The sequence below is a fragment of the Serratia sp. CMO1 genome (assembly GCF_015689115.1).
GTDB classification, from domain to species: Bacteria; Pseudomonadota; Gammaproteobacteria; order Enterobacterales; family Enterobacteriaceae; genus Serratia; species Serratia marcescens.
Map to the genome: position 1 here is coordinate 2,426,424 of NZ_CP065032.1, position 16,712 is coordinate 2,443,135.

Genomic DNA, 16,712 nt, shown 5'->3' on the forward strand with positions numbered 1-16,712 from the left:
TGCGTTATACCAACCCGTATTGCCGCGTCAGCAGCGAATGCAACAGCGGCCCGAGCGTCTCCAGCGAAGCCGGCGACAGAATGTCCGCGTGCTCGCAGCTTTGGTGATGACAGATCAGCCCATCCAGATACGGCGCCCACACGGCGTTGATATCCATCTCCGGCGGCAGCGTCCGGTCGGCGACGAACAGCGTCGCCGTGCCGTGGAAACGCCGGCTGCGCGCCTGAGACAGAAGGCGCACCGCGTCGCGGTAGTTGGCGACGATGCTGTCGAACATCGCCGCCTTCTCCGCCATCAGCGCCGGATCGCCATGATCTTCCGCCATAAACTCGGCCTGTTCCTGCGCCACCTCCTTCTGCGCCTCCTCCTCGCTGGGGCCGGTCCAGTCCTGGCCTTCCGGCGGATAGGTATCCAGCATGCCGAGGAACGCCACCTCCTCACCCTGCTGCTGCAGACGCGCGGCCATCGAATGCGCCAGCGTGCCGCCGAGCGAATAGCCCAGCAGGTAGTAAGGCCCCTGCGGCTGCAGGCGGCGCAGAGTGGCGAGATGACGATCGACCATCTGCTCAATGTCTTCGCAGGTGGCGATGGCACCATCCGGCCTTGGCGACTGCAGCCCGATAATCGGATAGCTCCCCGGCAGATAACGGCTCAGCCCCGAGTACTGCCAGGCGAAACCGGAAGCCGGGTGCAGACAGAACAACGCCGGGCCTTGGCCGGCCCGCAGCTGCAGGCATTCGCCGACGCCGCGGCTTTCGGCCGAGTTGGCGGCCTGCACGTCATCAAGCAGATGCGCCATCTTCTCCAGGCTACGGGCGAACATGATTTGCCCGACGGTCAATGGCCGAGGGACGCGCCGCCGCAATTCCGCCGCCAAACGCATCGCCAGCAGCGAGTGGCCGCCCAGTGCGAAGAAGTCGTCCTCGGCGTACACGTTTTCACGGCCCAGCAGTTCCCCGAACAGCGCCGCCAGCAGGCGCTCGCAGTCGCTGTGCGGCGCGCGGCCGCTCTGCGGGTTCAGCTGCGGCCGTGGCAACGCCTTGCGATCCAGCTTGCCGCTGGCGCTGAGCGGGAAGCTGTCGGTCATGACATAGCTGACCGGCATCATATGCGCCGGCAAACGCGCCTCCAGCGCCTGATGCAGTACGGCGGTATCCAGCGTCACGCCCGGTTGGGCGATCAGCCAGGCGACCAGCTGCCGCATATCGGCGCCGCCCAGTCCCGTCGCGCCCTCGCCCAGTTCGATGGCGTGCACCGCCGCTTGCGCTACCCCCGGCTGCGCCAGCAGCGCCTGTTCGATTTCGCCCAGCTCGATGCGCTGGCCGCGGATCTTCAGCTGATCGTCGCTGCGGCCCAAATACTCGACGCTGCCGTCCTCCAGCCAGCGAGCGATATCGCCGGTGCGATACATGCGCGCGCCGTTGCCGGCGGGATCGGCGACAAACCGCTGCGCCGTCAACTCCGGCCGATGCAGATAGCCGTCGGCCAGCTGAATGCCGCGCAGGTAGAGATCGCCGGCGCAGCCGACGGGCACCGGCCGCAGCATGGCGTCGAGAATGCTCAGTTGGGTGTTCCAGACAGGTTTGCCGATCGGCACGCCGGCGCCGTTCACCGCCGCCAATGCCTCGCCGGACGCCGGCTGATAGGTAACATCGACCGCCGCCTCCGTCGGGCCATACAGGTTGTGCAGCGGCGCGGCGACCAACGCCTGATAGCGGGAAGCCAGTTCGCACGACAGCGCTTCGCCGCTGCAGAACACGCGTTTCAGGCTGGCGGCGGCGCGCTGCGGCGCCCGTTCGTTCAGCGCCTCAACCCAGATAGCCAACATCGACGGAACGAAATGCAGCGTGGTCACGCCATAGTCGTCGATCAAGGTCGTCAGCGCCTGCGGATCGCGGTGCGCCTCCGGCGGCGCCATCACCAGGCGCGCGCCGACCATCAGCGGCCAGAAGAACTCCCAGACGGAAACGTCGAAGCTGCACGGCGTTTTCTGCAGGACCACGTCCTGCGCATCGAGCGCATACTCGTGCTGCATCCAGAACAGGCGGTTGACGATCGCCCGGTGGTTCACCACCACGCCTTTCGGCCGCCCGGTCGAGCCGGAGGTATACAGCACGTAGGCGGGATGATCGCCGCTCCCCGCCGGTGGGCGCGGCGCCGGTTCGCGCCCGCTGTCGTCCAGCGCATCGAACCGCAGCGTTGGCGCCAGCGCGGCGAAGCGGGCATCCAACGCGCTCTCGGTAACGATCAGCCGTGGTTTGGCGTCCTCCACCATGTAGGCCAGCCGCTCGTCCGGATAGCCGGTATCCAGCGGCAGCCAGGCGGCACCGGTCTGCACAATCGCCGTCAGCGCCAGGCTGAGGCGCACCGAACGCGGCAACGCCACCGCGACGATATCGCCCGGCTGAATGCCGGCCGCCGTCAGCCGTTCGGCCAACAGCGCGGCCTGGCGCTGCATGTCACGGTAGCTGAGGCTGTGCCCGGCGTCCTGCAGCGCGATGCGTTCCGGCGTGCGCCGCGCTTGCTCGGCGATCGCCTTATGCAAGGTGGTGTCCGCCACCGCCTGCCCGGTGCGGTTGACCGCCGCGACCAGCGCCTGCTCCTGCGGCGTTTGCAATTGCCAGCGCGGCAGCGGCAGATCCGGCTGGGCAATCCACTGTTGCAGCAGCGCCATCAGCCGCGCGGCGAAGCGTTCAGGCTGCGGCACCGAATCGCGGTACTCCATCAGCAGACGCAGGCGCTCGCCCGGCAGCACCAGCAGCGTCAGCGGATAGTGGGTATAGCCTTTGTTACGGATAGCGTCGCAGCGCAGCGACCCTTCGCCGCCCAGCAGAGCGTCGTTGTCCGGATAGTTTTCCACCACCAACAGCGTATCGAACAGCGTGCCCGCCCCGGCCAGATGCTGGATCTCCCCCAACCCCAAATCGTCGTGCTCCAGCAGTTCAATCTGCCGGTGCTGCAGTTCGGTCAGCTGTTCCGTCAACGAACGGTCATGCTGCAGACGAACCCGCACCGGCAGCGTGTTGCTGAACAGGCCAACGTGTTCCTCGACCCCTTCTATCTGGCCAAAGCGGCCGGAAACCGGCGAGCCGAACACCACGTCCTGATGGCCGCAACAGCTGGCCAGCTGCAGCGCCCAAATGCCCTGCATCACGGTATTGAGCGTCAACCCGCGTTCGCGGCACAGGGTCAGCAAGCGCCTTTCCTCGGCCGGCGGCAGCGTCATTTCCAACTCCTGCACGCGATCGTCCTGCGCTTCACCGAACAGCAACGTCGGGCGCACATCCTGCAGCGTCTCACGCCAGAGGCGGCGCGAAGCTTCAGCATCCCGCGCGGTCAGGCGGCGCACGATATCGGCGTAGTTCGAACGCAGCGGCGGCAATGCCTGCTCGCCTTCACGCAATGCCAGCATCAGATCGTTGAGCACCACCGGCGTCGACCAGCCGTCGACAATCAGGTGGTGCGCGTTAAGGAACAGCGTGTAGCGTTCGCTATCGCCGTGTTTGATCCGCAGCGCATGCAGCATCGCGCCCGGCTGATTAAACAGATCGCGCTGCAGCTCTTTCTGCTCCAGCTCATTCAGCGCCTGCATTTCTTGCTCTTCGGACAGCGGCGGCAGCCTGTGGCTGTCCAGCGGCCAATGGCTTTCCTGCGGTATCAACTGCAGCGGTTCGCCCTCGCGGTTGAATCGGGCGGCCAGCTGCGGATGGCGGCGGATCACCGCATTCAGCGCCTGCTGGAGTTGATGTTCGTCCAGTTCGCCGAAGAGGCTCAGGCGCGTCAGCGAGTTATAGCTGCCGCCCTGCTGCGCCGTCTGCGCATGGAACAGCAGGCCGTGCTGCAACGGCAACAGCGGCAGCGCCGCGGCCAACGGCCCGCACTCCCGCTCCCAGGCGCGCACCGCCTCATCGTCGGCGCCCGGCTGGGCGATCTCGGCCGCCACCAACGTCGCCGCCGCGCGATCGGGATGCCGCTCGGCAAATTCGCACAGCGAACGCACCGCTTGCTCGATGCCGCTGTGCAACTGCGCAATGTCGCTCTCGCTGAAAATCCCCTCCAGCCAGCTCCAGTTGATCGCCAGGCAGGCGCCGTCGCGCCGCTCTTCGACAAAGATATTCACCTCCAGGCCATACGACAGCGCCTGCTGCGCATCCTGCGCCACGGCGAAGGCGTCGCGGAAGCGGGTTTGGCTGCGTTGCGGCGTCCAGTGTCCCTCATCCTGGCTAAAACGTCCGAGGTAGTTGAACAAGATCTCCGGTGCATTGCGCTGCGCCAGCGCCGCCAGTTCGTCACGCCGCGGGTGCAGATAACGCAGCTGGCCATAACCGACGCCGCGATCGGTCACCGCTCGCGTCGCCCGTTTCACCGCGCGCACGGCCTCATTGTGCTCAGCGTCATGCAGTTCGATGCGCAGCGGATACTCCGCCGTCAGCCAGCCGACGGTGCGGGCAAGATCGAGGCCGTCGTCCAGTTCGGCGCGGCCGTGCGACTCCAGAGAGAAACGCAGCGAAGCGGCCTGGAAACGCTGGCGGCAAGCCTGAGCCAGCGCGCACAGCATGATCTCTTCAACCTGGGCGCGGTATCCCTGCGGCAATGCGCCGAGCAGCGCGGCGGTCAGCCGGCTGTCGAGCAGCGTGCGTTTTTCCGATACGTCGCCCGTGCGATCGTTCAGCGGATCCAACGCTCGCCGCCCCAAACGCGGTGCGCCGTCCGCCAGCATCCGCCGCCAGAACGGCAGCTCGGTTTCCCGGCGTTCAGCGTCGGCTCGTAGGCGTGCAGACCACTCATAGAGCGAGGTTTCTTCCGGCGGCAATGTGATCGGCTGCCCCTGCATGGCGCTGTCGGCCACCTGCCGCAGTTCGTCGAGCAGGATTCGCCATGAAACGCCGTCGACCACCAGGTGATGGATCGCCAGCACCAGCCCCAGGCTCTGCCCGTCGCGCTGCAAGAGGATCGCCTGCATCATGGCACCGGCTGCCGGATCGAGATGGTCAAGCGCGGCATCAAACGCCTGTTCCGCCGCTGATTCCAGCTCACCGGACACGGTATCAACCTGCATCAGCTCACCGGCGGCGGCGGTTTCAACCACCAACTGACCGTCGCGGATCCGCGCGCCCAGCGCCGGGTGCGCCGCACGCAACTGCTCCAATGCATAATGCAGCTGTTCCGGCTGCAGTTCGGCAGGCACGCGCAGGAAAACGCCGTGCGCGAAGCGGCGATGCATATCGCCCGTCTCGGCAAACCAGTGCAGGATCGGCAGCCCGTCGATCGGGCCTTGCTGTACGCTGCATGCGGCCTGAGAGCCAACTACCAGCGGCTGCATCGCCTGCGCCATGCGCGCGGGGGTGTGCAGCGCGAAGATCTCGCGCGGCCGCAGCAGATAGCCTTTGCGCCGCAGGGCGGTGCCCAGCCCCATCGCCGAGATGCTGTCGCCGCCGAGCGCGAAGAAATCGTCGTCGGCGCCGACGCGATCCATCCCCAACAGCTGCGCCATGGCGTGGCAAATCAGCCTTTCCTGCTCGGTGGCCGGTTCACGAATGCTTTGCGCCAGCGTCTCCTGCGGTTTGGGCAACGCCTGACGATCAATCTTGCCGTTGACGTTGAGCGGCAGCTCCGGCATCACCACCAGGATCGCCGGCACCATATAATCCGGCAGACGCTGCGCCAGTTGCCCCAGCAGTTCGCTTTGCAGCGTGGGTGAGGCGCGCCGCGCGTCATCCTGCACCGAGCAATAACCGATCAGGCGATAGGTGGCGCCGATCGGCTCGGCGATCGCTACCGCCCGCCCCACGTCCGGCAAGGCGGCCAAGGCGCTTTCCACCTCACCCAGCTCGACGCGGAAGCCGCGCACCTTGATTTGGTGATCGGTCCGGCCAATGAACACCAGCTGGCCCTCCGCGCTCCAGCGCATCAGATCGCCGCTGCGGTACATCACCTCGCCCTCGACAAACGGATTGGCGACAAAGCGCGCCGCCGTCAGATCCGGGCGCCGCAGGTAACCGCGCGCGATGCCTTTGCCGGAAATGTACAGCTCGCCCGCCGCGCCGATCGGCACCGGCTGCAGGCGGCCGTCGAGCAGCCAGACTTCGGTATTGGCGAGAGGACGGCCAATCACCGGCTGTTCGGCGGCCGTGACCGGCGCGCCGAGGGTATCGACGGTGTATTCGGACGGGCCGTAATAGTTGTGGATCTCCACCTCCGGATGCTGCTGCATCAGGTTCCACAGCGTCGGCGTCGCCGCCTCGCCGCCGATCATCACGAACGCCGGCAGCGGGAACTGCCCTTTCAGCAGGCCGCAGTCCACCAATTGCGAGAAGAACGACGGCGTGATGTCCAGCAGATCGATCGGCGTCTGCTGGGTTTGTTCCAGAAGCGCCCAGGGGTCGCGGCGCAGCTCCTCATCGAAGATAACCAGTTCGCTGCCCATCATCATGCAGAACAGCGGTTCCCAGGAGGAGTCGAAAGAAAACGAAGCGGTATGGCCAGCGCGCAAACGGCGCGCGTGGCGAGCCTGGAATTTTTCAATCGCCGGGCCAAACAGCGAGGCCTGATGCGACAGGAACAGGTTCAGCAGCCCGCGGTGCGTGGACATCACGCCCTTGGGTTTGCCGGTCGAACCGGAGGTGTAAATCATATAGGCCAGATGCGCCTCGTTCAGCGGCGCACGCCGTTCATCGTCCGTTATCGGCGCGGCCTCGGCGGCCTCGCAGCGCGCCAGGCACGCTGCGTCGTCCAGGCACAATACCTGCGGCAGATCCGGCATATTGGCCTGCGTAGCGCGGTGGGTCAGCAGCATCGCCGGCCGCGCGTCGTCGCACATCAGCGCCAGGCGTTCACGTGGGTAATCCAGATCGAGCGGCATATAGGCCGCGCCGCTGGCCAACACGCCGAACAGCGCGACCAGCGTGTCCACCGAGCGCGGAATGCCGATGGCGACCACGTCTTCCGCGCCGATGCCGCTTTCGATCAGCACTCGCCCCAGCTGCATCACCCGCTCGGAGAGCTGACGGTAGCTGAGGCGCACATCGCCGCAGGCCACCGCCAGCGCCTCGGGCTGCCGTTCAACCTGGCGCTGAAACGCATCCATGATTGACACCATACCCGCCGGCGGCGTCAGATGCGCGCCGCGCCCCCAGGCCGCGAGCTGCTTTAACTCCCCTTCGCCGATCAACGCCAGTTGACCGTTCGGCTGGTGCGGCTGCCGCGCCAGTTGCTGTAGCCAATGGCCGATGCGCTCCGCGTGGTGATGCAAGGTGCGCGGCGAGTATTTGGCCGGGTTGGCCACCAACGACAGCGTCAGCACGCCGTTGCGAAAGCCGATCTCAAACTCCAGGTCATCGACCGGCCCCATCGCCAGCGTATGGGTAACGGCCGCCTGGCCGTCGAAGGACAAGGCGCTGTGGTAGACCTTGACGTTGATCACCGGGCCGTACAGTTCCTGATGGCCGCCGACCAGGCCGAGATCGCGTTTGATCTGCTCCGCTTCATAGCGTTGATGGCGGCGCGCCTGTTTGATTTGCGCCACGGTCGCCTGGCAGACGTCCGCCAGCGACATATCCGGCGTCACATTCAGCAGCAGCGGCAGCACGTTAACCACCGGGCCGACCGCCGCCAGCGCCTGGGAGCCCATACGGCGCATGAAAGGAAAACCGAGTGAAAAACGGGTTTCGCCGCTCATGCGCGCCAGATACATCGCCAGCGCCGCTGTGACGATATCGGCCGGTTGCAGCGACTGCAGCGCGCCATCGCGCAGCGCTTCGTCAAACAGCGATTCCGGCAGCACCAGCGCCTGTTTGAGCGGCCGGGCACCCGGTTCAACCTCCCGACTCTCCGTCGATAACGACAGCGGCGACGGCAAATCGCGCAGATGCTGTTGCCAGAACTCGGCCGCCCGCCGGCGCGCCGGCGACGTTTGCCATTGCTCAAACTCTTCCACCACCTTGCCGAACGGGGTAAACGGCGATGCCGCCGGCGACAGCCCGTGACGCAGCGCGCGATAGATATCGGCGATCCGGCGGGTGATGGCCTCGAAGCTGAAGCCGTCCAGGGTCAGATGATGAAAGCGCTGGTACCAGAACCAGCGATCGGCGCTGACGCGGATCACCGCATGGCGATAGAGCGGCCGTTCGCCGTCCGCCGGCAGATCCTGCGCCAGATCGTCGTTCATCAGCGCCAGCGCCGCCTGCTCGGCGTCCGGCCGCGCGCTGAAATCGAACCACTCCGGCGCCTGCACGCGTGCGGGATCGGCTATCAACGGTAAACGCTGCACCGGCTGGCCGTCCTGCGCCTCAAAGAATCGCGCCTGAACCGTATCCGCTTCGGCCAGCCCTTGACGGATCGCGCGCTCCAGCGCCGAACGATCGATAGCGCCGTGCAGTTCGGTGTAGTGCGCCACGGCGAAGCTGTTGCGGCGCAGCGCGATTTGGTCGGCGATCCAGATCCCCGGTTGCGCAGCAACCAGCGGATAATCCCGATACTCGACCTGAGTATCCGGTAAAGAAAGCGTTTCTGACATGGTGTCTGTCCTTTCCCTCAAACGGAATATATCGATTGACTGCCAGGCGCTTAACGCGCCGCATCCGTCGCTTTCAGCGCCGCCGGCCGCATGTCCTGCCAGTGCGTTTCGATGTAGTCGATGCACTCGCCGCGCGACGCCGGCCCCATCAGCACGCGCCACCCCTGCGGCGTATCGGCAAACTGCGGCCACAGCGAATACTGCTGCTGCGCGTTGACCAGCACGGAGAAACGGAGGCTTTCGTCATCGAACGGGTTTTGTTGTTCCTGAGTCATTTTCATTACCTGTCTGTCAAAATGTGGGATTACTTCATTGCGGAAAGCAGCCGGCGCACGCCGTCCACCAAGCCGCCGCGCCAGCAGAGCGCGTCATGTCCGCCGGAATACACGCGGTAGTCGGCGCGGTGCCCGGCCGCCGTCAGCGCCTGGTGCATCTGGCGATTGACGAATTCGATGTCCGCCTCGCGATCGCCGGCCTGTTGGATCACGGTGAGCTTGGGTGCCGCCGCGTTGCGCTGCCGAACCTGGCGTATCAGCCAGCCTTCCTCCAGTTCGTGGCGTTTTTCGAACTGGGTAACAAATTGCACTGTAGGCCACCAGAAAGAGCCGGACTGGCTCAGCACGTGGCCGAAGCGCTCTGGCCAGTGCAAACCGGCGTATAACGCCGCCAGCCCGCCGTAGCTCTGGCCGGCGACCACGGTGCGCGCCCCAGTCTCGCTGAACGCTTCGCGGCGCTGCGCCTGCGGCAGCAGTTCGTCGATCACCGCCTGCCAGAAGACGGCGTTGCAGGGCAGCTCGTTTTCCCGGTGTTCGCCATCGATCGCATCGATCAGCAACCAGCACGCGGGCGGCAACTGCCCTTTTGCGGTCTCGTTCTCAATCACCGGCAGCAGCGCATGCCTTTCGATCCAGTTTTGGCCATCGAGCAGCAGCACCAGCGGGCGGTTCGCTTTCACCGCCGCGTCGCCGCTGGCATACAGCCAAACGCGCCGCTGGTTACCCAGCCGTTCGCTGCGCCACTGAAATAGCTGTAGCCGCGCCTCATCCAGCGGCCGATCGGCGGCCTGCCAGGCGCTTTGATCGTCGGCATCCGGCCCTTGCGCCAGGGATACGGGCCGCGGGCGATGAGACGGCCCCAGCGAGAGGCGATTCAGAGGATCGGCGATCGCCAACGGGAACAGCGATACCCACCAGGCACGCTGCTGGCGGTCGCGTAACGTTTCGTCGTCGCTGAAGACGGGGGGGAGGTCTCGCTCGGTAATGGGGATCAGGCTGTAGCTGCCGCGCCAGCGGCGATCGATAACGGCCGAGCCGTACCAAACGTCGGTGCCGGGGAGCCGAGTCAGGCTGCTGGGGGACGTGCTGTGGTGATCGGTAATGCCGTTGATATCGGCGTAAACGCGGCATATCGGCGAGTGCCGTTCATCGCCGGCGGGGTCGCGCCATAGCCAGGTCATTTTGACGTGGCGTTCGTCGAGCGCGTCGACGATGGGCGTGCCCTGCGCGGCAACCTTTTGCCACCACGCGGATTGCCCTGCCGCCTCTTCACGCAGCCATTGCGCCGCCAATCCCTCAAGGTCGTTTCCTGGCCTCTTTTCCGGCAAAAACTCCATAGCGCCTCTTACATAACATGAGTGATTTTTACAAAACCTGACAATCGTATTGATACTCATTATCATTTTCAATACTATTTGTCGGATTTTTACCGTCGTGCACATACGGCGTCTCCGCGTCGACGGGTGAATACCGCTCGCCGATATTTCGGGGTTTATCAGGGTGGCATAACACACAACGCAGGTATGCAGGAGAGATAATGAAGATTAAAAACAAAGGGATAGCTAACGGGAATGCGGAGGCGATGTCCGCCAGGCGTCTGTTGCTGGGATCGGCGCTGGCGTTATTGCCCTTGGCGCAACATGCGTCTGCGGCAGCGGACGAAACGATTTTGGTGACCGCCGACGCGCAAAATAGCGTGACCGCGCCGGTCAAAGGGATCGTCGCCAAAGAGAGCGCCGCCGGCACCAAGACCGCCGCCTCTCTGCGCAAGACGCCGCAGTCCATCTCGGTGGTCACGCGCGAGCAAATGAACGACCAGGAGCCGGCGTCGGTCGCCGACGCGCTGAACTACACCAGCGGGGTGATCACCACCTACCGCGGCAACTCCAACCGCAATGACGAAGTGATCAGCCGCGGCTTCCGCTATGCGCCCAAACTGCTCGACGGTCTGCACTTTGGCCTCTCGAGCCAAAATGGCGGTGCCGGGCAGATCGACCCCTGGCTGCTGGAGCGCGTGGAGATGGTGCACGGCCCGGCCGGGGTGCTGTACGGCCAGGTCAGCCCCGGCGGCGTGGTGGTGATGACCAGTAAACGCCCTACCGCCCAGAGCATTCACGAAGTCAAATTCAGCACCGGCAACCGCCATCTGGCGGAAACGGCGTTCGATTTCGGCGGCAAACTCAACGACGACAACACCCTGTTCTATCGCCTGAACGGTATCGCCCGAACCGAACACGAGTTTGTCAAAGACAGCAAGCAGCAACGGGTGGCCATCGCCCCGGCCTTCACCTGGCTGCCGAACGAAGACACCAGCTTTACGCTGCTGACCAGCTACCAGAACGATCCGAAAGCCGGGTCGCGCAACTTCCTGCCGCGCGCCGGCACGCTGTTCCCGACCAGCGCGGGCTACGTGCCCTATGACTTCAACGTCAGCGAACCCAGCTTCAACAAGTCGCGGCGCGAGCAGGCGTCGATCGGCTACAGCCTCGAGCACAACTTCAGCGATGCGCTGTCGTTTACCCAGAACCTGCGCTTCACCCACCGCGATGAAGACTATAAGTATCTGGTTTATAACGTAAACTCGAAGATCAACGACCACACCGTCACCCGCATGGCGCAGCATGAAACGCAGATGACCAACGAGTTTGGCGTGGATAACCAGCTGAAGGGCCTGTTCGATACCGGCGAAGTGAAACACACCGTGCTGGGCGGGCTGGATTACCGCTACAGCCATAGCGATTATAAAATGTATCGCGATCGCGGCAACGATTACCCGATCGACTGGGCCAACCCGGTTCGCCCCAGCATCGATGGCAGCACGCTGGCGCTGGCTTCCAGCGACTTGAAGACGCTGAATCAGATCGGGGTGTATCTGCAGGACCAACTGGAGTGGAATAACTGGAATCTGTTGCTGTCCGGCCGTCAGGACTGGTCACAGGTCAACACCCGCGATCGCACCAGCGGCGGAAAGGAACAGACCTACAACGATGCCCAGTTCACCGGCCGCGCGGGCCTGCTCTACGCTTTCGACAACGGCATTTCGCCGTATGTCAGCTACAGCACCTCGTTCGATCCTAACCTGTACCCAAGCGCGCCGGGCGCCGATCCGCTCAAGCCGACCACCGGCAAACAAACCGAGGTGGGCGTGAAGTACCAGATCCCGGGCGGCAATACCCTGCTGACCCTCTCCTGGTTCGACATTACCCAGCGCAATGTGGCGTCTTACAACCGTCTCACCTCCGCCTATGAGCAGATCGGGGAGGTGAAATCCAAAGGGATTGAGGCGGAAGTGCACGCCCAACCAACGCCGGAGATCAAGCTGACCGCCGCCTATACCTACACCGACGTCGTGACCAAAGACTCCAACTCGGCGGACGAAATCGGCCACAGCCCGGCGGGCATCCCGCGCCACGCGGCATCCGCCTGGGGCAGCTACAGCTTCCTGAGCGGCGCGCTGAACGGCCTGACCGTCGGCAGCGGCGTGCGTTACATCGGCGATGCGCCGGCCGACGCCACCGGCCAGTACGACGTGCCGCACTACACGCTGTACGACGCCATGGTGAAATATGACCTCGGCCAGGCTTCGTCGGCGCTGCGCGGCGCGGCGCTCCAGCTCAACGTGCAGAATCTGACGGACAAGAAATACGTTTCATCCTGCAGCGGCGAGTACGCCTGCTTCTACGGCAGCGGCCGCAGCATTATCGCTTCGGTCAACTACCGCTGGTAACGACAAGGGGCGGCCATCGCCGCCCCTTTCTTCCGCCTTTCCCGCCGCCTTTACTCCTGTTTCAATTCCCGCAAGTGCTTGTACACCGTGGCGCGCCCCATCGACAGCACGTTGGCGATGTAGTCCGCGGCGCTTTTGGCCTTGAACGCGCCCTGATGATAAAGATCGCTGACCAGCCGCCGTTTCTGTTCGCGGCTCAGCGCGCCGAGCGCGGCGTTTTCGCGGCGCAGCCAGTCATGCAGAAAGGTATTGATCTTCTCTTGCCAGTCGTCTTTGAACAGCTCTTGTGGCTGTGGTTGCAGCCGCGTGACCGACAGGAACATGTCCAGCGCGTTGCGGGCGTCCTCGAACATCGCGGTGCTCAGGTTGATGCACAGCAGATAGCTGGGCTTGCCCTGCTCGTCGCGTGCGGCAATGCTCACCGAACGCATCTTTTTGCCGTCCCAGTTCAGCTTCTCATAGGGGCCGCTCACGCCGGCGCCGCCATCGAGCTCGAAGTCTTCCAGCCCGGCGTCGTCGCCCGGTTTACGCTTTGACAGGTTGTTCGCCAGATAGGCAATCTTGTTGGTGGCCAGATCGTGGATCACCACTTCCGCATTCGGGAAAAACAGCGCCGCGATGCCGTCAGCGACCGAGCGCAAAAGTTCGAGTTGAGAAGAAGAGTTCGGCACGCTGGGGTATCTCCGTATGGCCCGGTTTGGTTGGCTGTTCAGCTGCTTAGCATACCGCAGTTGCCGCCGCTTGCCGAGTGGAGCGGCGGCAAGCGGCGCATCCTTCGCCGGTTATTCCGCCTCGGCGCCACGCCGATAAAACACGTAGCTCTCGCGCGCCACGCTGTCGCGGACCCGATAACGCCAGATCAGGCCGAGCGTGGTAAACCACAGCGGCATGCTGCACAGCGCGATCAGCGTATCGCTATCGAACACCATCAGCACCAGCGTAAAGGCGAAGAATGCCAGCGTCAGCCAGGCCATCGCTACCCCGCCCGGCATTTTGAAGTGCGAAGCGGCGTGCAGATCCGGCCGCTTCTGGCGATACACCAGGTAGGCGACCAAAATCATGCCCCAGCTGTAAACCACCAGGATCGCCGCCACGGTAGAGACGATGGTGAACAGCGTCATGACGTTCGGCACCAGTACCAGCAGCAAGGTGCCGGCCACCATGCAGAAGCAGGAAAACAGCAGGCTGCGGATCGGAATGGCCGTGGTGCGCGACAGAATGCGGAACTGACCGTGGGCGTGCTTTTCCATCGACAGGCTGTATAGCATGCGGGTGCTGGAATACACCCCGCTGTTGGCCGAGGACATCGCCGAAGTCAGCACCACGAAGTTGATCACCGCGGCGGCGGCCGGCAGCCCCGCCCGCTCGAACAGCATCACGAACGGGCTGCTGTCCGGCGAAATGTGGCTCCATGAGGTGACGGCGATAATGGTCAGCATCGAGCACACGTAGAAGACGATGATGCGGGCCGGGATCGCGTTGATCGCCTTCGGCAGCACCTTCTCGGGGTTTTTGGTCTCCGCCGACATCGTGCCCAGCAGCTCGATGCCGGTGCAGGAGAAAATGGCGATCTGGAAACCGGCGAAAAAGCCGAAGATGCCGTGCGGCATGAAAATGGCGGGATCGGTGACGTTATGCAGCGAAGCGGTCACGCCGTCCGGCGAAGTCCAGCCGCTGAACACCATCCAGGCGCCGGTGGCGATCAACGCGACGATCGCCACCACCTTGATCATCGCGAACCAGAATTCGGCCTCGCCGAACATCTTGACCGACAGCATGTTGAACAGACACAGAAACCCCAGCGTCAGCAGCGCCGGCAACCAGGGCGAGACGTCTGGCAGCCAATATTGCACGTAGCCGCCGCACACCACCACGTCGGCAATGCAGGTCACGACCCAGCTCAGCCAGTAGGACCAGCCGAGAAAAAAGCTGGCGCGCGGCCCCAGATATTCGGAGACAAAATCGGCGAATGAGCGGTAATCGAGCCGCGTGAGCAGCAGTTCCCCCATCGCCCTCATGACCATGAACATGAAAAAGCCGACGATGGCGTAAGTCAGTACGATGGAGGTGCCCGATAGCGCGAGGGTTTTCCCGGCGCCCATAAACAGCCCGGTGCCGATGGCGCCGCCGATCGAAATCAGTTGAATGTGGCGCGCGCTCAGCCCGCGCTGCAAAGTTTGGGCACAGTGAGGCCCCTCGGCTGAACCTGGGCTCAGCCGATCGCAGTGGTTTTTTGTCATGGTGTTACCTGTCCGTCGTTAAGGCGATTAAGCAACCGATGCGCGGTTGCAGCAGGAATGAAACGCCCGCGGGCGCTCTAACCGGCAAAAAATTGAGACCAAACGCTGCCCGCCCCGTTGTGACAGGGAGGTAATAATAATGGGTACCAAGAAAATGCTCTCGTGAGCCGTCGTATCGCCCACGTTTGGCGTACAAAGCCTGAGCGTGGTGGGTAAACACTACAATATCAAATGGTTATACTTTCCCTTGTGCAACAAAAAAACGACGCCGGAGCCGTTTTAACATTAATTTAACTCTGGCGAGGGGAAATGCCATTGTCAACATGGCAGTTAAATAAAATGAAACTTTTTGATCACATTCAAGCTTCTGAAAAATAGATAAAAAGGGTTTTTATGCGCTTTATATGCATAAATTATGCATGTGATCGCTCACCGCCGACAAAAAGTAATTAACTATTCATTTACCGCTCTGCAGGCGGCGAAAAACCGTCCGCTGGCCCGATGAGAGGGGGGCTAACAACCGGCATAATTAGTGGTAAATTTAGCGTCGCAAAGTGTTATGCGCTTGCTAATCCACGGTTAAACGAAATAAATACCTCTAATATATAAAGGTTGGTTATGGAAAAGCTATCCTACGCTTCAGACAGCAGCACCACCGCTTGGGCTACATATCTGCAACAAATCGATCGCGTCGCCCCTTACCTCGGCGACCTGTCACGCTGGGTTGATACGCTGCGTCACCCTAAGCGCGCTTTGATTGTCGATATCCCGCTGCAGATGGACGATGGCACCATCCGTCACTTCGAAGGTTTCCGCGTACAACACAACCTGTCGCGTGGGCCGGGCAAAGGCGGCATCCGCTTCCACCCTGACGTCGATCTGAACGAAGTGATGGCCCTGTCCGCCTGGATGACCATCAAGTGTGCCGCGGTCAACCTGCCGTACGGCGGCGCCAAGGGCGGCATCCGCGTCGACCCGTTCAAACTGTCTGAAGGTGAACTGGAGCGACTGACCCGCCGCTACACCAGTGAAATCGGCTTCATCATCGGGCCACAGAAAGACATTCCTGCGCCGGACGTCGGCACCAACGCCAAAGTGATGGCCTGGATGATGGACACCTACTCCATGAACCACGGCACCACCATCACCGGCGTGGTCACCGGCAAACCCATCCACCTCGGCGGCTCCCTGGGCCGTGAGAAAGCGACCGGCCGCGGCGTGTTCGTCACCGGCAGCGAAGTGGCCAAGCGTCTGGGCGTGCAGATCGAAGGCGCCAAAGTGGCGGTACAAGGCTTCGGTAACGTGGGCAGCGAAGCGGCCCGTCTGTTCGTCGGCGTCGGCGCGCGCGTCGTCACCATCCAGGACCACTCCGCTACCCTGTTCAACGCCGACGGCATTGACCTGGTGGCGCTGACCGAATACCAGGCCAAGCACAAGCAGATCGCCGGCTTCCCTGGCGCCAGCGAGATCGAGAGCGAAGCGTTCTGGTCGGTCGACATGGACATCCTGATCCCTGCGGCGCTGGAAGGCCAGATCACCCGTCAGCGCGCTGAAATCCTCAGCGCCAAACTGGTGCTGGAAGGGGCTAACGGCCCAACCTTCCCGGAAGCGGACGACATTCTGCGTTCCCGTAACATCACCGTGGTTCCGGACGTTATCTGTAACGCCGGCGGCGTAACGGTCAGTTACTTCGAGTGGGTGCAGGACATGGCGAGCTACTTCTGGAGCGAGTCCGAGATCAACGAGCGTATGGACAAGATCATGACCGACGCGATGGTCCACGTCTGGAACAAGGCGGCCGAGAAAGAGTGCAGCCTGCGCACCGCCGCTTACATCGTGGCCTGTGAGCGCATCCTGACCGCACGTAAAGAGCGCGGCATCTACCCAGGTTGATACCGGCTTATTTGGCCTGCGAGCGGGCCATTTTATCAGGGGGCGAAAGCCCCCTTTTTCGT

At 63.3% G+C, this 16,712-nt stretch carries 7 protein-coding genes; 2 read left to right on the top strand and 5 right to left on the bottom strand.

Translation table 11 applies throughout. The annotated features are described in order from the left end of the window. Positions 1-4 precede the first annotated feature (4 nt). The 3 genes from IT763_RS11635 to fes are packed head-to-tail and all read right to left on the bottom strand — an operon-like array spanning position 5 to position 10,127. Positions 5-8,515, bottom strand: coding sequence for a non-ribosomal peptide synthetase (locus tag IT763_RS11635; protein ID WP_206195433.1), 8,511 nt, complete (start codon positions 8,513-8,515; stop codon positions 5-7). Positions 8,516-8,565: 50 nt separating this feature from the next. Beyond that, the gene (locus IT763_RS11640; protein ID WP_033633649.1) at positions 8,566-8,790 is read right to left on the bottom strand and encodes an MbtH family protein; all 225 of its coding nucleotides are present in this window, start codon (positions 8,788-8,790) and stop codon (positions 8,566-8,568) included. Between the two features lie 29 nt (positions 8,791-8,819). Next, a complete protein-coding gene (gene fes, locus IT763_RS11645) occupies positions 8,820-10,127 on the bottom strand; it encodes an enterochelin esterase (RefSeq protein WP_239505747.1) in 1,308 nt (435 codons plus the stop codon). A 200-nt stretch (positions 10,128-10,327) separates the two neighbouring features. On the opposite strand from fes, the gene IT763_RS11650 reads away from it, so the two are divergent. Next, positions 10,328-12,517, top strand: a complete 2,190-nt coding sequence (locus IT763_RS11650; RefSeq protein WP_049299273.1) for a TonB-dependent siderophore receptor — start codon at positions 10,328-10,330, stop codon at positions 12,515-12,517. Positions 12,518-12,567: 50 nt separating this feature from the next. Here the strand turns inward: IT763_RS11650 and IT763_RS11655 are convergent, their stop codons facing one another. Together IT763_RS11655 and IT763_RS11660 are read right to left on the bottom strand one after the other, a co-directional pair. Next, on the bottom strand, positions 12,568-13,188 hold the full coding sequence (locus IT763_RS11655) for a transcriptional regulator (RefSeq protein WP_049299274.1): 621 nt from the start codon (positions 13,186-13,188) through the stop codon (positions 12,568-12,570). Between the two features lie 111 nt (positions 13,189-13,299). After that, on the bottom strand, positions 13,300-14,757 hold the full coding sequence (locus IT763_RS11660; RefSeq protein WP_206195434.1) for an amino acid permease: 1,458 nt from the start codon (positions 14,755-14,757) through the stop codon (positions 13,300-13,302). A 618-nt stretch (positions 14,758-15,375) separates the two neighbouring features. Between IT763_RS11660 and IT763_RS11665 the strand changes: the two genes are divergently transcribed. Beyond that, positions 15,376-16,650: a Glu/Leu/Phe/Val dehydrogenase gene (locus IT763_RS11665; RefSeq protein WP_025302877.1), complete on the top strand. Its 1,275-nt coding sequence runs from the start codon at positions 15,376-15,378 to the stop codon at positions 16,648-16,650. Positions 16,651-16,712: the final 62 nt, after the last annotated feature.

Excerpts from the sequence above, each read along its gene's own strand:
- IT763_RS11665 (WP_025302877.1), top strand. The coding sequence starts at position 15,376 with ATGGAAAAGCTATCCTACGCTTCAGACAGCAGCACCACCGCTTGGGCT.
- fes (WP_239505747.1), bottom strand. The coding sequence starts at position 10,127 with ATGGAGTTTTTGCCGGAAAAGAGGCCAGGAAACGACCTTGAGGGATTG.
- IT763_RS11640 (WP_033633649.1), bottom strand. The coding sequence starts at position 8,790 with ATGACTCAGGAACAACAAAACCCGTTCGATGACGAAAGCCTCCGTTTC.
- IT763_RS11660 (WP_206195434.1), bottom strand. The coding sequence starts at position 14,757 with ATGACAAAAAACCACTGCGATCGGCTGAGCCCAGGTTCAGCCGAGGGG.
- IT763_RS11650 (WP_049299273.1), top strand. The coding sequence starts at position 10,328 with ATGAAGATTAAAAACAAAGGGATAGCTAACGGGAATGCGGAGGCGATG.
- IT763_RS11635 (WP_206195433.1), bottom strand. The coding sequence starts at position 8,515 with ATGTCAGAAACGCTTTCTTTACCGGATACTCAGGTCGAGTATCGGGAT.